Annotated in this window: 10 protein-coding genes; 8 read left to right on the top strand and 2 right to left on the bottom strand. The window is 58.0% G+C overall.

The features are described from left to right. The first annotated feature begins 54 nt into the window (after positions 1-54). The 4 genes from gyrB to CPH65_RS02660 all read left to right on the top strand — a co-directional run bounded on the left by gyrB (position 55) and on the right by CPH65_RS02660 (position 4,912). A complete protein-coding gene (gyrB, locus tag CPH65_RS02645; protein WP_096172009.1) occupies positions 55-2,484 on the top strand; it encodes a DNA topoisomerase (ATP-hydrolyzing) subunit B in 2,430 nt (809 codons plus the stop codon). Positions 2,485-2,521: 37 nt separating this feature from the next. Next, positions 2,522-2,962 (top strand): cupin domain-containing protein, encoded by a 441-nt coding sequence (locus CPH65_RS02650; protein WP_096172010.1) that lies wholly within the window; start codon positions 2,522-2,524, stop codon positions 2,960-2,962. Between the two features lie 272 nt (positions 2,963-3,234). Then, positions 3,235-4,332: a ribosome small subunit-dependent GTPase A gene (rsgA, locus tag CPH65_RS02655; RefSeq protein ID WP_096172011.1), complete on the top strand. Its 1,098-nt coding sequence runs from the start codon at positions 3,235-3,237 to the stop codon at positions 4,330-4,332. Continuing rightward, entirely contained in the window at positions 4,322-4,912 is a 591-nt protein-coding gene (locus CPH65_RS02660) for a chloramphenicol phosphotransferase CPT family protein (RefSeq protein ID WP_244574518.1), read from the top strand. The genes rsgA and CPH65_RS02660 overlap by 11 nt, the downstream gene beginning before the upstream one ends. Here CPH65_RS02660 and CPH65_RS02665 read toward each other — a convergent pair. Further along, positions 4,892-5,866, bottom strand: coding sequence for a quinone oxidoreductase (locus CPH65_RS02665; RefSeq protein WP_096172012.1), 975 nt, complete (start codon positions 5,864-5,866; stop codon positions 4,892-4,894). The two genes, CPH65_RS02660 and CPH65_RS02665, sit on opposite strands and share 21 nt — an antisense overlap. A gap of 205 nt (positions 5,867-6,071) precedes the next feature. On the opposite strand from CPH65_RS02665, the gene CPH65_RS02670 reads away from it, so the two are divergent. After that, entirely contained in the window at positions 6,072-8,399 is a 2,328-nt protein-coding gene (locus CPH65_RS02670; protein WP_096172013.1) for a PAS domain-containing hybrid sensor histidine kinase/response regulator, read from the top strand. A 275-nt stretch (positions 8,400-8,674) separates the two neighbouring features. After that, positions 8,675-9,646 carry a GNAT family N-acetyltransferase gene (locus CPH65_RS02675; RefSeq protein WP_244574519.1) on the top strand — a complete coding sequence of 324 codons (972 nt, stop codon included), beginning with the start codon at positions 8,675-8,677 and terminating at the stop codon, positions 9,644-9,646. Between the two features lie 100 nt (positions 9,647-9,746). Here CPH65_RS02675 and CPH65_RS02680 read toward each other — a convergent pair whose 3' ends face one another. Continuing rightward, a complete protein-coding gene (locus CPH65_RS02680) occupies positions 9,747-12,026 on the bottom strand; it encodes an NADP-dependent malic enzyme (RefSeq protein ID WP_096172014.1) in 2,280 nt (759 codons plus the stop codon). Positions 12,027-12,273: 247 nt separating this feature from the next. On the opposite strand from CPH65_RS02680, the gene mutS reads away from it, so the two are divergent. Together mutS and CPH65_RS02690 are read left to right on the top strand one after the other, a co-directional pair. Next, entirely contained in the window at positions 12,274-14,973 is a 2,700-nt protein-coding gene (gene mutS / locus CPH65_RS02685) for a DNA mismatch repair protein MutS (protein WP_244574520.1), read from the top strand. Between the two features lie 153 nt (positions 14,974-15,126). After that, the gene (locus CPH65_RS02690) at positions 15,127-17,913 is read left to right on the top strand and encodes a [protein-PII] uridylyltransferase (protein WP_096172015.1); all 2,787 of its coding nucleotides are present in this window, start codon (positions 15,127-15,129) and stop codon (positions 17,911-17,913) included. Positions 17,914-17,985: the final 72 nt, after the last annotated feature.

A 17,985-nucleotide genomic window follows, 5' to 3' on the forward strand; every position in this document is an offset into this window, starting at 1 on the left:
GAAAAACCAATTATAAGTGAGAGGTTAGCTCAAGCCAAAGGATGACTGATTCGCATGAGCGATATTGAGAATAACAGTGACAGCGCTGAGTATGGCGCAGAATCGATCAAAGTCCTCAAAGGTCTCGACGCGGTACGCAAGCGCCCGGGGATGTATATCGGGGACACTGACGACGGATCTGGCCTGCATCACATGGTCTATGAGGTGGTCGACAACGCCATTGACGAGGCGCTCGCCGGTCATGCTGACCTGGTCACCGCGACGCTCAATGCGGACGGGTCCGTGACGGTTACGGACAATGGCCGTGGCATCCCCACCGATATCCATCACGAAGAAGGTGTCTCGGCTGCCGAAGTGATCATGACCCAGCTGCACGCTGGCGGCAAGTTCGACCAGAACAGCTACAAGGTCTCGGGCGGCCTGCATGGCGTGGGTGTCTCGGTTGTCAATGCGCTTTCGACCAAGCTTCTCTTGCGCATCTGGCGCAATGATCTGGAGCACGAGATCGAGTTCGCGCATGGCGACGCCGTCAGCCCGCTCAGGATCGTCGGTCCGGCCAATGGACAGCAGGGCACCGAGGTGACTTTCTATCCCAGCAACCAGACCTTCACCCATATCGAGTTTAGCTTCGCAACGCTTGAGCATCGGCTGCGCGAGCTTGCTTTCCTCAACTCTGGGGTGCGGATCCTGCTCACGGACAATCGCGGGGCGGACACGGTTGTCGAGGAGATGCTCTACGATGGTGGCCTTGAAGCCTTTGTGCGTTGGCTGGATCGGGCCAAGAAGCCGATTATCGAAAAGCCGATCGCCGTTTCCTCGGAGCGGGACGGCATCACCATCGAAGCGGCCCTGTGGTGGAACGATACCTACCATGAGAATGTGCTGTGTTTCACCAACAACATCCCGCAGCGGGATGGGGGTACGCATCTGGCCGGATTCCGCACAGCGCTGACACGTCAGATCAGCGCCTATGCAGAAAGCTCAGGTCTTCTCAAACGCGAAAAGGTCAACCCGTCAGGCGATGACTGCCGTGAAGGACTGACCTGCGTTCTGTCGGTCAAGGTTCCAGATCCGAAATTCTCGTCCCAGACCAAGGACAAGCTGGTTTCCTCGGAAGTCCGGCCCGTTGTCGAAAGCCTGATCAGTGCCGCGCTGAATGAGTGGCTGGAGGAAAATCCGGCCGAAGGCAAGACAATCGTATCGAAGGTGGTTGAAGCTGCCGCGGCCCGCGAGGCCGCCCGTAAGGCACGCGAGCTGACCCGACGCAAGGGCGCGCTCGATATCGCCTCTCTGCCCGGCAAGCTGGCCGACTGTCAGGAAAGAGATCCTGCCAAGTCTGAACTGTTCCTGGTGGAGGGTGATTCCGCTGGTGGATCGGCCAAACAGGGACGGTCTCGTGCCAATCAGGCCATCCTGCCCCTGCGCGGTAAGATCCTCAACGTGGAACGCGCCCGGTTTGACAAGATGCTCTCCAGTCAGGAGATCGGCACCATGATCACCGCGCTCGGAACGGGCATTGGCAAGGATGAATTCAATCCCGCAAAGCTGCGGTATCACAAAATCATCATCATGACCGATGCTGACGTCGATGGCGCTCACATTCGGACCCTGCTTCTGACCTTCTTCTTCCGGCAAATGCCCGAACTTGTGGAAGGCGGTCATCTCTACATCGCCCAGCCACCGCTCTACAAGGTCAAGCGTGGCCAGTCCGAGCAATATCTCAAGGATGAACTCGCCTTTGAGAATTATCTCATTGATGCGGGTCTTGATGAAGCGGTTTTGACAACCGGCTCCGGTGTTGAACGGGCCGGCTCCGATTTGCGCGGTCTGCTTGATGAAGCCCGGGCCTTCGAGAAGGCTCTCGACAGTCTGCATTCCCGCTACAATCGTTCGGTGGTCGAGCAGGCAGCGATCAGCGGCTTGCTCAATCCGGACATCGCCGATGACGACAAGGCCATCGAAGAAGCCCTCGCCCGTGTTGCCCGTCGCCTTGACAGGGTTGCCGAGGAAACAGAGCGGGGCTGGGTCGGCACGATCGACGATGACGGAAACTATGCGTTCGAACGCACGGTGCGCGGCGTGAAGGAGGCGGCCATTCTTGATTCCGCTTTGATGCAGTCGGCCGACGCCCGCAAGCTCAATCGGCTTGGGTCGGAGCTCAGAGAGGGCTTTGACTATGGCACTGTCATGCGCCGCCGCGAAAAGGAATACACCATCTACGGTCCGATTTCGCTGCTGCAGGAAGTCTATACGCTTGGACGCAAAGGCATTGCCATGCAGCGCTACAAAGGTCTTGGCGAGATGAATGCCGAGCAGCTTTGGGAAACAACGCTGGATCCGGATGTCCGGACTTTGTTGCAGGTTCGAGTGCAGGAAGCCGACGACGCGGATGACATCTTCGCCAAGCTGATGGGCGATGAAGTCGAGCCTCGCCGGAACTTCATTCAGGACAATGCCCTGAATGTCGCAAACCTCGATGTCTAGCGGTTAACCACCGATAGCCAACCGCCGGGAGTGGGACATGGCCTCAGCCGACGAGATTATCGCAGCGCTTGACATGCAGCCCCACCCGGAGGGCGGCTATTTCGTCGAGACGTTCCGCGATGACGAAGGCAGCAACGGTCGCGGTCATTGCACCGCGATCTATTTTCTGCTCAAGGCCGGAGAGCGCTCCCACTGGCATCGTGTTGATGCGGTGGAAAGCTGGTTCTGGCATGATGGTGCCCCGTTATCTCTTAAAATGGCTGAAAACGGGCAGAATGTGGTCGAGCATAACCTCGGCCCGGACATTCTGAACGGTCAGGCACCGCAAGCAATCGTTCCAAAAAACGCATGGCAATCGGCCCAATCCCTTGGTGACTGGACCCTTGTCAGCTGTGTCGTTGCACCGGCCTTTCAGTTCGAGGGCTTCACCCTCGCGCCAGAAGGCTGGGAGCCGGATGGCTCTTCTTCCGCTTCATGATGCGATCTCTCATTTCTCTGTCTTCCTCTCAGGTGACACATGAAGACAGGTGACAAGAGCCCGGCATTTGACTAAGATCGGGACACAACTTTCCCCTGCATGGTGCCGAAAATTGGCACCTGCCAGCAACCAAGCCCTGAAGGAGGATATTTATGAGTGTCTTTTTGTCCCTCCGGGCAAACGGCATCTGAATGGATGACGGATCTTGCCTGGATCAACGGCCTTGCCGCGAGGCTTGCGCCGACCAAAAAGTATGTTCTTAAGGCAAGACAATGACTTCCTTCGAAGACTTTCTTGGCAAAGCCCCTGACAGGAAACCCGGCTGGACCCTGTCCGAACTTGGCTTTACTGCCCATTTCATGAGCCAGCTCGACATCAACGAGCTGGACACCCTCACCCCTTTTCGCATCACGGAAATCCAGCGAACCATCGTGATGGGTCTTGGTGAAAGTGGGGCCAGGCCCCTGCGCACGCCGCACAAGGTGCCAACGTCGGATTTTGGCGTCGGCGATTGGGTGCTCACCGACCATACCGACCAGATCGTCCGGCGTCTTGATCCCAAGAGCGAGCTCAAACGCCGCTCTGCGGGCACGGATGTGTCCGAACAGATCATGGCCTGCAACGTGGATGTGCTGTTTATCGTCTCATCCTGCAATGACGACTTCAATCTTGCGCGCCTTGAACGCTTTCTGGCGCTGGCTAGGGACGCGGACGTAACGCCTGTAATCCTGATCACCAAAACGGATCTGTGCGACGATCCCGAGCGCTATCTGGAACCCGCAAGGGACCTGATGGCCGGGGTGGATGTTATCGGTCTGAATGCCAAGGATACCCAAGCGGCAGATTCGCTCGCGCCTTGGGTCGAAAAGGGCCGGACAGTTGCCATGGTGGGGTCATCCGGTGTGGGCAAAACCACTTTGCTCAATGCCCTGACCGACCGGGCCGATGCCACACGGGACATCCGCGAGGATGATGCCAAGGGGCGGCACACAACCACCTTCCGTTCCCTGCATCGCACCGTCAATGGCGCATGGCTCGTCGACACGCCGGGGATTCGCGCCCTCAGGCTGCACGAAAAGAGCACCGGCATCGAGCAGGTGTTTGATGATATCGTGGCATTGGCGGCACAATGCAAGTTCAGCGACTGTCAGCATGACACCGAACCCAAGTGTGCGGTTCAGGCTGCCATCTCGTCCGGGGAACTAAAAGCGGACCGGCTGGATCGTTGGCGCAAGTTGCAGGCCGAAGACAATCGCAACACCGAAACGATCGCAGAAAACCGCCGACGCTCCAAGACTTTCGGCAAGATGGTAAAGAATGCGGTGAAGGATTCCGATCGCTTCAAGGGGCGCATTCAAGATGATGATTGAGACTGCGCAGATCCTGTTTCTGCACGGGGCCTCCTCATCGGGCAAATCGACATTGGCGAGGGCGTTGCAAGACGCCCTTCCCCTCCCTTTCTGGCACATTTCCATTGACCATCTGCGTGATTCCGGCGTTCTGCCTAGCAAGCGCTTCAAGTCGGGTGAGTTTGATTGGCAACTGGCCCGCCAGTGCTTTTTTGATGGCTATCACCGTTCCCTCAAGGCTTATGCATCAGCAGGCAACCACCTGATCCTTGAGCACATTCTGGACGAAGAGGGCTGGTTCGATCAGTTGGTCAGGCTTTTTGAGCCCTTTGAGGTCCTGTTCATCGGCCTGCATTGTCCGATCGACATTCTCGAAGCGCGGGAGAAAGCCCGCGGTGATCGACCAAGAGGCAGTGCTGTTGCCGACTATCACAGCATCCACAAGGGTCTGCGCTATGATCTGGAGCTTGATGCGCTTGAGCCGCTCGAGGAAAACGTCGAGACGGTGATTGCAGCCTGGCGGCAGCGCATCGAGACCGGCGATATTCGCCGGTCGGTGTTTCGGCAGCAGCTTGAGCGGTTAGGGAACCAGAACCAGTGACCCGGTGGTCTTGCGCCCGGACAGGTCCTCATGGGCCGTGGCGGCATCCGCAAGAGCATATTCCGCAGGCGGTGCGATCTTGACGGCACCGGAGGAAAGAGCAGCAAAGAAGTCATAGCTGGCCGCATCAAGGGCTTGGCGCGTTGCGATGAAATGCACAAGCGTCGGGCGTGTCACCATGAGCGAGCCCTTGGCCGCCAGAATCCCCAGCTTGACACCATCGACCGGACCAGAGGCATTGCCAAAGCTGATCATCAGACCACGTGGCGCCAGACAGTCAAGACTGTCGATGAACGTGTCCTTGCCAACGCCGTCGAACACGACAGGAAGCTTCTTGCCATCAGTAATTTCCAAAACCCGTTCCGGAACCGAATCAGTTTTGTAATTGATGACGTGCTGACAGCCCAACGACTTGGCCAGTTTCACCTTTTCCTCTGATCCGGCGGTCCCGATCACTGTGGCACCCAAAGATTTCAACCATTGTACGGCAATGGTGCCGACGCCACCGGCCGCCGCGTGGAACAGAACCGTGTCACCTTCCTTGACCGGATAGATCTGGCGAATGAGATATTGCACAGTTAGTCCCTTGAGCAGCGAGGCAGCTGCATCCTTGGTCGAAATGCTGGTGGGCAACAGCACGGCGCTGTCCGCCGCAATGACATTGTGACTGGCATAAGATCCTATGGGACCAGAGCAATAGGCGACGCGATCACCAACGGCCATGCCCTCGACATCCGCGCCGATCGCCTCGATTAGGCCAGCGGCCTCACCGCCCAGACCCGAGGGAAGCTGCGGGACCGGGTAGAGGCCAGTGCGATGATAGGTGTCGATGAAATTGACCCCGACCGCCTCGTGCCGAACCAGAATCTGTGCGGGGCCGACCTCTGGAATATCCCGTTCGACAAGCTTCATCACCTCCGGTCCACCGTACCCTTTGATTTCGATTCGGGTCATTTTACTCACGACACTCTCCTTGTTGCGGGTGCAGCGCTCACTGCAAAATGTTGCTCTATTCCAAAGTAGGCTATGGTGAGCAAATTGCAATCTTGCTTTTGCAGGCTTAACCACGTTCGAACCTCTGCGCCCATCCGTACATTTGCACGAGAAATTGCGCTCCGGCTTGTGATACAAGAAAGAAAAGAGTTTTCTGGACGGTTCCATGTCAAACCCCGAGCATCACACGCCACGCCCCCCTGACCACAAGCCCGCGATGATGCGATCGGCGCTTTTTTCGATCGGCTTTCTACTGCTTGGTGGTGGCGCCTTTGCGATCACTTTCGAAGGGGCATGGATCTGGATCGGTGCCCTTTTGTGGGGAATGGCAGGCATCGCCCTTGCTGCGGCAGTCAGTTTATCCGGCAACAAATCCTCCACTCCCCCCTCCCGTCCGAGCCATGATCAGGGCCTGCGCTCGCAGATCAAACGCCTTGATCACGCGTGCGAGCAATTGCAGGACGAGAATTGGGAGTTGCGCGAGGCGGAGCACAAATACAAGACCCTGCTCAATCGGCAGGGCGACATCATTCTGCATCTTGGACCGAATGGGACCGTGGATTTTGCCAATGATTCCTTCGCCCGATTTTTCGAGCCGAGTGATGAGGGATCACCTTTCCGGCCCGACGAGTCGGCGATCAACCTGTTTCAGGGCGATGATAGGCCAGGCTGTCTCGATCCCCTTTGGGAAAAACTGATCGAAACGAGAGAAGGGCCACGCTGGTTTCGCTGGACCGAGACCATGATGCGCTCGACCCAGAAGGGCGAACGCCGTCTGGTCATCGCCCGGGATGTGACCGCCTACAAGCAGATGGAAGCGGCAAGTGAAGCGAAATCCCGTTTTCTGGCAACGATCAGCCACGAGATGCGAACACCGCTCAATGGCATCATCGGCATGGCGACCTTGCTGGAATCAACGACCCTGACAGCCGAGCAAGCCAGCTACAGTCAGGCTTTGCGCCAATCCGGCACCGCGTTGTTGGCGCTCGTCAATGACGTGCTTGACCTGTCGCGTATCGAAGCCAACAAGATGACCCTGAGCCACGAATGGACCTCGCCAGCCCGGCTGATGGAGGACGTGGTAGAGCTTCTGGCCCCCGACGCTCAAGAAAAAGGCCTGTCGGTCGCCTCATGGGTGGGACAGTCCGTACCCGACAAGCTTTTGATTGATCCGGTGCGGGTTCGGCAGATTCTCGTCAATCTGGTTGGCAATGCCATCAAATTCACCCCTGAGGGTGCCATCAACCTGTCGCTTGACTGTGAGACCCCGCCCGTCGAGGGCGAAGTGGCGACGATTCTTCTGTCCGTGCGCGATACGGGCCCGGGCATCAGCGAAGACATGCATGCCCGCCTGTTTGAAGAGTTCGAGCAGGCCGACACGGCCCGGACGCGGCGTCATGAAGGCACCGGGCTTGGTCTGGCCATTTCGCAACGTCTGGCGCGCATGATGCAGGGGGATATTCTTCTTTCCAGCAAACTGGGCAAGGGCTCGACTTTCACACTGAAACTCGATGCGTCCTGGCTCAACGAAGGGGACGAAGACCAGCCCGTCGGCGGTGGCGCAGAGATCGCCAGCCGCCCTTCCGGGCCAGTCAGTGCCAGTCAAAAGATTGGGGCCAGTCAAAAGATCGGGGCCAGTCAAAAGATCGGGGCCGAGCTTGCCGGGGATCGGCTCGTCGGTATCGATCTGACACAGGCTGATCAGCGGGCACTGCACGCCTATTGCAAGGACTGGGACATCGCGTTTCACAGCTTCAGCCTTGATGAATGGCAGCAACAGGGGGATGACATCCTTCCTGATCATCTGTTGATCAATGGCGCAGACCCGAACAAGGCAGAACGAATCATTGCCGCCTTTCATCCGCTTCAAGGCGGAAAGCTCACCCGGCCTGTTCCGCGCAGTCGCGTGATTCTGCTTGAGCCGAGCGAGCGGCGAGTGATTCCGCAGATGCGCGAAGGTGGCATCAACGCCTATCTGGTCAAACCCGTGCGGCAGGCTTCGCTGCATCTGGCGCTGCTGGGACATCCTGCCGCAGCTGAAAACAAAGATCATTTCGAATCCGAATCGCCCTCCGTCATCGAGCCTGTTTCACTTGCCGAGCCGCAAAAGCAACCCCATGTGCTGCTCGTGGAAGACAATGAAATCAATGCTCTTCTGGCGCACACGATTCTGACCAAAGAGGGAATGCAGGTAGGGCTTGCCAAATCCGGCACCGAGGCGCTGGCTCTTTATGACGGCGACACGATGGCTTTTGATCTGGCGCTGATCGACCTGCATATGCCCGACATGGACGGAATGACCCTGTTTGACGCCATGAAGGAACGCGATCAGCAGCACGGACGCCGCATCCCCAAGATCGCCTTTACGGCCGACGCGTTGCAGGAGACCCAGGACGCCTGCCAACGGCATGGATTCGACGCCTTTATCGTCAAACCGTCCGAACCGGATCTCCTGGTCAGCCGCATCCGAGAAGTTCTTGAGTTGACAAAGTAATGTCATATAACTGTTCTATTGCACTGGTAGTTTTTCCGACCAGTCCGGGAGGAAGCACAGAAGTTGTTTTGGCCAAATGGCGATTGTCGACTATAGTTCTGGGAATAAGATAGACGTGTAGTGCTCGATCAATTCGGACCCATGCGCGCCATGATAACGTCCGCGCATTGACGAAAGACCGGTGAGCTGGCTGTTCACCATCAGGCCACTGCATAGAAAGGCACCCACATGCGCAGCGCACTGCGTGCCATGTGGCAGGGAAGGGGACGGAAAGAATGGTCATGCTCGAGCGGGAAACCGAGCTCTCCAAACAGCATCCAATGCCGGACACTCCGCCATTTGTGAGAACGAACCTGCCCAAGAAGATCCTGACCGCCATGCGGCGCAATCGCCTGCGGGATGGTCGTCCGATCAGCGACAGGCCGATCACCCTTGGCCGTGTCGGATCACTGGAAATCCGACTGGCCCAGACCGAGCGGGAAATCCGCAAGGCGCAGCGTCTGCGCTACAAGGTCTTCTACAAAGAGATGGCCGCCAAACCGGACAGCCACACCAAATTCACCCGCCGCGATGCGGATGCCTTCGATGCGATCTGCGACCACCTTCTGGTGCTTGATCACGATTCGCCCCAGAAGAAATTCCGCCGCCGGGAACCGCGTATCGTCGGCACCTACCGCCTGCTCCGGCAGGAAATGGCAGATCTTTATGGCGGCTTCTATTCCGCTTCCGAGTTCAACATCCGGCATATCCTCGACACCCACAAGGACCTACGTTTTCTCGAACTTGGGCGCTCCTGCGTGCTCAAGGACTATCGGACCAAGCGCACCATTGAGCTGTTGTGGCAGGGCATCTGGGCCTATGTGCAGATTCACAAGATCGACGTGATGATCGGATGCGCCTCTCTCAAAGGAACCGACCCGAAGGCAATGGCCGAACCCCTCACGTTCTTGTCCAAGCAGGCCAAGGCACCGGAGGAATGGCGCGTCGAGGCGTGGCCCGAGATTCGGGTGCCCCTTGACCAGATGCCGCCCGAGGAGATCAACGACAAGCAGGCTCTGCGTCTGTTGCCGCCGCTGGTGAAGGCCTACATGCGCCTTGGATGCCATTTCGGTGAAAGCGCCATGGTGGATTACCAGTTCGGCACAACCGATGTCTTCATCATCCTGCCGGTGGAGAATATCGATCCCAAATATGTGCTGCATTACAACACCGATTGCGTCAAGGATGCCGTTGCAAAGCACCTTTAGACCTGCCGCGTCCCATCTGGCGGTCCCGATCCAGCAGACTTAAAAAAAAGAGCGGCAGATAAACTGCCGCTCTTTTTTATTTGATCGTTTCGATTTCGAATCAAGCGCCAAGATTGTAGGCCGCAAGAGCTGCCATATTGACAATTTCGGTGTCTTTGGCACCCATTGGCAAGATCTGAACCGGCTTGTCAAAGCCGACCAGAAGCGGGCCAAGAAGGGTTGCGCCACCGAGCTCCTGCAACATCTTGGTTGAGATCGACGCTGCGTGGAACGCAGGCATGACCAGCACGTTGGCCGGACCGCCAAGACGACAGAAGGGATAGGTTTCCATAAGGTCGCCACTCAGCGCGACATCGGCCGCCATTTCTCCATCATATTCGAAGTCAACGCGACGACGATCGAGAATGCCAACCGCTTCACGCAGCCGATCCGACCGCTCGCCCTCGGGATGACCAAAGGTGGAGTAGGCCAGCATGGCAACGCGCGGCTCGATACCGAACTTGCGCGCAACACCGGATGCCTCTTCGGCAATATCGGCCAGTTCTTCCGAGCTGGGCATCTCATGCACCGCCGTGTCAGCCACGAGCACCGTGCGATCCTTGCAAAGAGCGATGCTGACACCGATGATCCGGTGATTGGGACGCGGATCGATCACCTTGCGAATGTCCTCAAGCACGATCGAGTAATTGCGCGTCACACCCGAAATCATCGCATCGGCATCGTTCATCGCCACCATGGCAGCTGCAAAGACGTTGCGGTCATTGTTCACCATGCGTAGGCAGTCGCGATAGAGATAGCCCTTGCGCTGGAGGCGACGATAGAGATAGTCGGCATAGTCCTCGCCGCGTGATGACAGGCGCGCATTGACCAGCTCGATGCCAGGACGGTCGATTTCGATGCCGGCTTCCTCTGCATGCTTCCGGATCAGATCCTCGCGACCAACAAGCACGGCTGTGCCCAGCTGCTCGTTGACGAACGAGACCGCCGCGCGCATGACCTGCTCCTCTTCGCCCTCGCCAAAGACGACGCGCTTGGGATTGCGCCGCACCTTGGAGTAGACCCGCTGAAGCGTCGAGGCGAGTGGATCCCGCCGGGCGTTGAGCTGATTGGCATAGGCCTCCAGATCGACAATCGGACGGCGCGCAACGCCGCTTTCCATCGCGGCCTTGGCAACGGCTGGCGGAATGGCGGAAATCAGGCGCGGATCGAACGGCACGGGAATGATATATTCAGGGCCGAATCTGGGCCGGTTGCCCTGATAGGCACTGGCCACCTCGTCCGGCACATCCTCACGCGCCAGAGCAGCAAGGGCCCGGGCCGCTTCGACCTTCATGTGGTCGCTGATCTCGGTTGCCAGCACATCAAGCGCACCGCGGAAAATATAGGGGAACCCGAGCACGTTGTTGACCTGATTGGGATAGTCCGACCGCCCCGTCGCGACAATCGCATCGGTGCGCACGGTCCGAACTTCTTCCGGCGTGATTTCCGGATCCGGGTTGGCCATGGCGAAGATGATCGGCTGCGGTGCCATGCTCTTGACCATATCGGGCGTCAGCGCGCCCTTGACCGAAACCCCGAGGAACACATCCGCGCCTTCCATGGCCTCTGCCAGCGTCCGGGCCTTGGTCGGCACGGCATGGGCGGACTTCCACTGGTTCATGCCCTCTTTGCGGCCCTGATAGATTGCGCCCTTGGTATCGCAAAGAATCACATTCTCATGAGGAATGCCCATGGCCTTCACGAGCTCGATGCAGGCGATGCCTGCGGCCCCGGCCCCGTTGCAGACCACCTTGGTTTCCTTGATATCACGACCGGTCAGATGCAAGGCATTGAACAGACCGGCGGCTGCGATGATGGCGGTGCCATGCTGGTCGTCATGGAAGACCGGGATATCCATCACTTCCTTGAGCTTCTGCTCAATGATGAAACACTCCGGTGCCTTGATATCCTCCAGATTGATGCCACCGAACGACGGTCCAAGATATCTCACAGCATTGATAAAGGCTTCCGGATCCTGTGTATCGACTTCCAGATCAATCGAATCAACATCAGCAAAGCGCTTGAACAGAACCGCCTTGCCTTCCATCACCGGCTTGGACGCCAGTGCTCCCAGATTGCCCAGCCCCAGAATGGCCGAGCCATTCGAAATCACGGCGACCAAGTTGCCCCGTGCGGTATAGTCAAACGCCAGAGATGGGTCTTCTGCAATCGCCTTGACGGGTGCTGCAACGCCGGGAGAATAGGCGAGAGACAGATCACGCTGTGTCGCCATGGGTTTGGTGGCAACGATTTCCAGTTTCCCCGGGCGACCATTTTTATGGAATGCTAGCGCTTCTTCGTCTGTAACCGAGACGCCGGGCTTCAAATTTTCATCAGCCACGTACTTTCAACCTCCGTTTTTGCTTATCTGTCGGCTCCAGCGTCGGCAAGATAAGTCTTTGTCCTTACATGTATTTCAAATGTTCTAAATATAGTTATGCACATTAATGCGTTGTCTGTCAGGAAACAATCGGTCAAATAGCTACTCTATGTGGCCGAGCCTTCGGCCAATTGCTAACTTGCCGCAAATCAGACAGTCCAACCTGTCTCCCAAGGCATGCAGGGACAAGAGAAAGCCTTACCAATCCATGGCCGACAAGACAGCAGCATCCAAACAGACAGTGACATCAAAATCCACCCCGATGATGGCGCAGTTTCTTGATATCAAGGCGGCCCATCAGGATTGTCTTCTGTTCTATCGCATGGGCGATTTCTATGAGCTGTTCTTTGACGATGCTGTGGAGGCATCGGGCGCACTCGGCATCACGCTGACCAAACGCGGCAAGCATCTGGGGGACGATATTCCCATGTGCGGCGTGCCGGTTCATGCCGCCGAGGGCTATCTGGAACGGCTCATTTCCCACGGCTACAAGGTCGCGGTGTGCGAGCAGACCGAGGATCCGGCCGAAGCGAAAAAGCGGGGCGCAAAGTCGGTGGTGCAGCGGGACGTGATCAGGCTGGTCACGCCGGGCACCCTGACCGAGGATAGCCTCCTGGATGCGGCAAGCTCTAACTATCTCGCAGCCATTGCCCGCGTGAGGAAGGGCGACGACGGCTATCACTATGCGCTCTCGTGGCTCGAACTATCCACCGGGGATTTCGGCGTGCTGGCACTGACCGCCTTGCGCCTCGGTGCCGAGTTGGCCCGGCTTGATCCGCGCGAGGTGATCGTTGCCGATCACATGCTGATTGAAGAGGATATTGCGCCCCTTGAGAACCTGTCGCGAGCAACCTTTTCGCCGGTGCCGCGTGCTTTTTTTGATGGTGCCACGGCCGAAGAACGCCTGCTGAGTTATTTCGGGTTGTCCACACTCGATGGTCACGGATCGTTCGAGCGGGTCGAGCTGATGGCTGCAAGCGCGATCCTCGCCTATGTGGAAAAAACCCAGCTGGGTGCCCGTCCGCCTCTCAGTCCGCCCCAACGGGAGCAATCGAGCCGCACCATGTCGATCGATGCTGCGACCCGTGCCAATCTCGAATTGGTGCGGACCCTGTCGGGCGAGAAAAAGGGCAGCCTCCTGTCAACCATCGATCGCACGGTGACCGGTGGTGGCTCGCGCCTTCTGGCCGCAAGGCTTGCCGCCCCGCTTGCAGAGCTTGATCCGATCCTCGAGCGGCAGGAATCGGTCGCATGGTTTCTGGAACAGACGGGTCTGCGCGAGGATCTCACCGAAGCCCTGAAAGCCGCGCCCGATATGCCGCGCGCCCTGTCGCGCCTGTCCTTGGACCGGGGTGGCCCAAGAGATCTTGGCGCCATCCGCAGCGGCTTTTCGGCCATATCCGATCTGCTTGAACGGCTCGATGGCAGCAGTCTGCCCGGATCGATGCCGTCCGAGATAGACCGGGCCCGCAGTGCCCTTGCGGCCATGCCGACAGATCTTGGCTCGCTTCTTTCGGCCTCGCTCGACGACGAATTGCCGCTACAAAAACGCGATGGCGGTTTTGTTCGGTCCGGGTTCGACAATAATCTGGATGACCTGCGTGCCTTGAGGGACGAAAGCCGTCGCGTGATCGCATCGCTACAGGCTGATTATGCCGAAAAAACCGGGGTGCGCGGCACCAAGATCAAGCACAACAATGTGCTGGGCTACTTCATCGAGGTCACCGCCAACCATGCGGACAAGCTGATGTCTGCGCCGCTCAATGAGACTTTCATCCACCGCCAGACGCTCGCCAATGCAGTACGCTTCACGACCACAGAATTGGCTGACCTCGAAGCGCGCATCGCGTCTGCCGGTGCCAAGGTGACGGCGATCGAGCTGGAGATTTATGAGCGCGTCCGGGCTGCGGTCATCAAGGCTGCGGATATCATTCTGGACGCAGCGCATGCGCTTGCTGTGCTTGATGTCTCGATGGCCCTTGCCTCTCTGGCGGCGGAGCGAAACTATTGCCGCCCGACCATGGATCTCAGCCTCGCCTTTGCAGTGGAGAATGGCCGTCATCCTGTGGTCGAGGTTGCGCTGGAGCGACAGGGCGGGGATCCGTTCGTCGCCAACAATTGCGATCTCGGACCGCAAGGCAGTGAACTGAATGGCAAGATCTGGCTGATCACCGGCCCCAACATGGCCGGTAAATCGACCTTTTTGCGCCAGAATGCGCTGATTGCCATATTGGCTCAGATGGGTGCCTTCGTGCCCGCAGCCACTGCCCACATCGGGCTGGTTGACCGCCTGTTTTCGCGGGTCGGGGCGGCGGATGATCTGGCGCGCGGGCGCTCCACCTTCATGGTGGAAATGGTCGAGACGGCGGCGATCCTCAATCAGGCCAGCGAGCGATCCCTCGTCATTCTGGACGAGATCGGACGCGGCACCGCCACCTTCGACGGGCTGTCCATCGCCTGGGCGACAATCGAGAATCTGCATGAGGTCAATCGCTCTCGGGCGCTGTTCGCCACCCACTATCACGAATTGACGGTTTTGCACGAAAAGCTCTCCCGCCTGATCAACGCCACGGTCAGGGTGAAGGAATGGCAGGGCGATGTGGTGTTTCTGCACGAGATTGTGCCGGGAGCCGCAGATCGTTCCTATGGCATTCAGGTGGCCAAGCTGGCAGGGCTGCCCGAGGCCGTGATCCAGCGAGCGCGGGCGGTTCTGGAACATCTCGAAGAGGGGGACAGACAGGCCCCGGCTGCAACCATCGACGATCTGCCGCTGTTTTCAAGGCCGGTTGCATCCATCACCCCGCAAGAGGTCGATGCTTTGCGGGACGCCCTGATGGAGCTTAACCCAGATGATCTCAGCCCGCGCGAAGCGCAGGACGCGCTCTACAGGCTTAAAGGTCTGTTGTGACCTATATGTTATCAAGGCACCCGGGATTTGCGCTTGACGATGGTGTCGACCTCGTCGCACATTGACGCAAAAAGAGGCACTGCCCGGTTTGTAGGCATATAGCCAGATTTGATCAGCAATTCACAGGTCCCTTTCGGACACAAGGCATGAGTTATGAAAATTTCCCCCCAGACAGACGGCCTGATCGACATTGATGCGACGCAGGCACAGCTCGACAAGATTGTTGCCGATCACGGAGGGGACGCTAAAGACCTGTCCACACGGGCCGATATCCTGCAACTTTTCAAGGACTCCCTGCAAACGGGCCGCGAACGCGCGGAAAAACTGCTCGAAGAGGATGGCATCGGGATTCTGTGCGCCATTCGCCTATCGTATCTGGAAGACCAGCTCATAACGCTCATCCATCGCTTTGCCATCAATCACGTTTACCGCGTCGACAATCCGACTGCTTCCGAGCGCCTCGCGATCGTTGCCGTTGGTGGCTATGGCCGCGCCACGCTGGCGCCCTTCTCGGACATCGATCTTCTGTTTCTGTTGCCCTACAAGCAGACCCCGTGGGGCGAGAGCGTGGTCGAATATATCCTCTACATGCTGTGGGACATGGGGCAAAAAGTGGGCCATGCGACGCGCACGCTCGATGAATGCGTCCGCCTGTCACGCAGCGACATGACCATCCGCACATCCATTCTCGAAGCCCGCTTCATCGATGGCGAAAAGCCCCTTTATGAAGGCCTCATCGACAAGTTCGACAAGGAAGTGATGAAAAATACCAGCGCGGACTTCATCGCCGCCAAGCTCGGCGAGCGGGATTCGCGCCACGAACAGCAGGGCAACTCGCGCTACATGGTCGAGCCCAATGTCAAGGAAGGCAAGGGTGGGCTCAGAGACATCCAGACCCTGTTTTGGATTGGCCAGTATGCCTATCGCGTCCGCAAGGGCAAGGAATTGGTCGACGCCGATGTCTTTTCGGCCGAAGAATATGCGCGCTTCAAAAAGGCCAACAACCATCTCTGGACCGTTCGCTGCCATCTGCACTTCCTCACCGGTCGCCCCGAGGAGCGGGTGAGCTTTGACGTTCAGCGCGAGCTGTCGGAAAAGATGGGCTACAAGTCGCGCCCCGGTCAGAATTCGGTGGAGCGCTTCATGAAGCACTATTTCCTTGTTGCCAAGGAAGTGGGCGAGTTGACGCGCGTCTTCTGCGCAGCTCTTGAAGAGGATTTCGGGCGATCCGCTCCAGGCATCAACCGCTTTCTGAATGCCATACCGTTTCGGCGGCGAAAGATTCGCAATGCAGACGGGTTCTGCATTGATCACGGACGGCTGTCGGTCGAAAACGAAGAAGTCATCAGCCAGAATCCGGTCAATATCCTGCGCATTTTCGAGGTGGCTGATCAAGAGAACCTGTTGCTGCATCCCGATGCCATGCAGGCGATCCATCACAATCTGCGCCTAATCGACAACGACATGCGCAACGACCCGAAAGCCAATGCTACGTTCCTGAGGATCCTGACCTCGCGCCGGGATCCCGAGAGTGTGCTGAGGCGCATGAACGAATCCGGCATTCTGGGTCGATTCATCCCCGAATTCGGTCGCATCGTCGCAATGATGCAGTTCAACATGTATCATCACTATACGGTCGATGAGCATTTGTTGCGGGCGGTCGGCATTCTCTCTGAGATCGAGAAGCAGGAACTCGGAGACGAGCATCCGCTGGCCCATGAGCTGGTGCCAAAGATCAAGGATCGGGTCGTGCTGTATGTGGCGGTCTTCCTGCACGATATTGCCAAGGGACGCCCGGAGCGCCATTCACCAGCCGGTGCGCAGGTTGCGCGCGAGCTGTGCCCGCGTCTGGGCCTGACTGACGAGCAGACCGAACAGGTCGCCTGGCTGATCATGGAACATCTGACGATGAGTCAGGTATCCCAGTCGCGCGATCTGTCCGACCGCAAGACCATCCTTGATTTCTGCAATGTCGTGCAGACCATGGAACAGATGCGCATGCTGCTGATCCTGACGATCGCCGATATCAAGGCCGTCGGGCCGGGCGTCTGGAATGGCTGGAAGGGCCAGCTTTTGCGCACCCTTTATTCCGAGGTCGAACCGATCCTGACCGGTGGCCATTCGCAGCAGAGCCGCGATTCGCGCGTTGCCCGCATGAAAGAAAAGGTCGCAGACCGGCTTTCCGCTTGGAGCGAGACGGAAATTGCGGCCTATCTCGATCTGCATTACTCGGCCTACTGGCTGAGGACCGATGTGGACAGCGCCGTTGCCCATGCCGAGCTCATTTACGAGGCCGACAAGAAAAAGCACAAGGTGGCCACGGCCATCAAGACCTACGAGTTCGAAGGCATCACCGAAATCACCATTCTCGCGCCCGACCATCCGCGCCTTCTGTCAATGATTGCCGGGGCCTGTTCGGCAGCCGGGGGCAACATTGTCGACGCGATGATCTTTACCACCACCGACGGGCGGGCTCTTGATACCATCCTGATCGAACGGGAATTTCTCGAAGACCATGACGAAAGGCGCCGGGCCAATCGGATTGTTGATCTTTTGGTACAGGTCCTAAAGGGCGAAACGCGGCTTCCAGCCCTCGTGCAGCAGAAGGAAGGCCACAAGCGGCGGCTGCAAACCTTCCGCCCGACCACCAAAGTCACGGTCAACAACGAAATCTCAAACCAGGCAACGGTTGTCGAAGTGGAGGGCCTCGACAGACCCGGTCTTCTGTCAGCCCTGACGCGCACCATTTCCGCGCTCAATCTCGACATCGCCTCGGCTCATATCACGACCTATGGCGAGCGGGTTGTCGACGCCTTCTATCTGACTGACCTGACCGGTGCCAAGATCTCCAACCCGGCCCGCAAGGACATCATTTCAGCCCGCTTGATGGAAGTGCTCAAAGGCAAGCTCAAGGAGCGCCCGACAGCGCCTGAGGAATAGCCGCAAATGACCCAAGGCTAGCCCCTCAGATGGTGTTTGACTGGCCAGAATTTGCGCGTATAAGACAAAAGG

Origin of the sequence: Cohaesibacter sp. ES.047, from assembly GCF_900215505.1 — a bacterium.
Taxonomy (GTDB): domain Bacteria; phylum Pseudomonadota; class Alphaproteobacteria; order Rhizobiales; family Cohaesibacteraceae; genus Cohaesibacter.

What these genes read in the sequence shown, in the direction of transcription:
- gyrB (WP_096172009.1), top strand. Translation starts at nt 55, where the DNA reads ATGAGCGATATTGAGAATAACAGTGACAGCGCTGAGTATGGCGCAGAA.
- CPH65_RS02650 (WP_096172010.1), top strand. Translation starts at nt 2,522, where the DNA reads ATGGCCTCAGCCGACGAGATTATCGCAGCGCTTGACATGCAGCCCCAC.
- rsgA (WP_096172011.1), top strand. Translation starts at nt 3,235, where the DNA reads ATGACTTCCTTCGAAGACTTTCTTGGCAAAGCCCCTGACAGGAAACCC.
- CPH65_RS02660 (WP_244574518.1), top strand. Translation starts at nt 4,322, where the DNA reads ATGATGATTGAGACTGCGCAGATCCTGTTTCTGCACGGGGCCTCCTCA.
- CPH65_RS02665 (WP_096172012.1), bottom strand. Translation starts at nt 5,866, where the DNA reads ATGACCCGAATCGAAATCAAAGGGTACGGTGGACCGGAGGTGATGAAG.
- CPH65_RS02670 (WP_096172013.1), top strand. Translation starts at nt 6,072, where the DNA reads ATGTCAAACCCCGAGCATCACACGCCACGCCCCCCTGACCACAAGCCC.
- CPH65_RS02675 (WP_244574519.1), top strand. Translation starts at nt 8,675, where the DNA reads ATGGTCATGCTCGAGCGGGAAACCGAGCTCTCCAAACAGCATCCAATG.
- mutS (WP_244574520.1), top strand. Translation starts at nt 12,274, where the DNA reads ATGGCCGACAAGACAGCAGCATCCAAACAGACAGTGACATCAAAATCC.
- CPH65_RS02690 (WP_096172015.1), top strand. Translation starts at nt 15,127, where the DNA reads ATGAAAATTTCCCCCCAGACAGACGGCCTGATCGACATTGATGCGACG.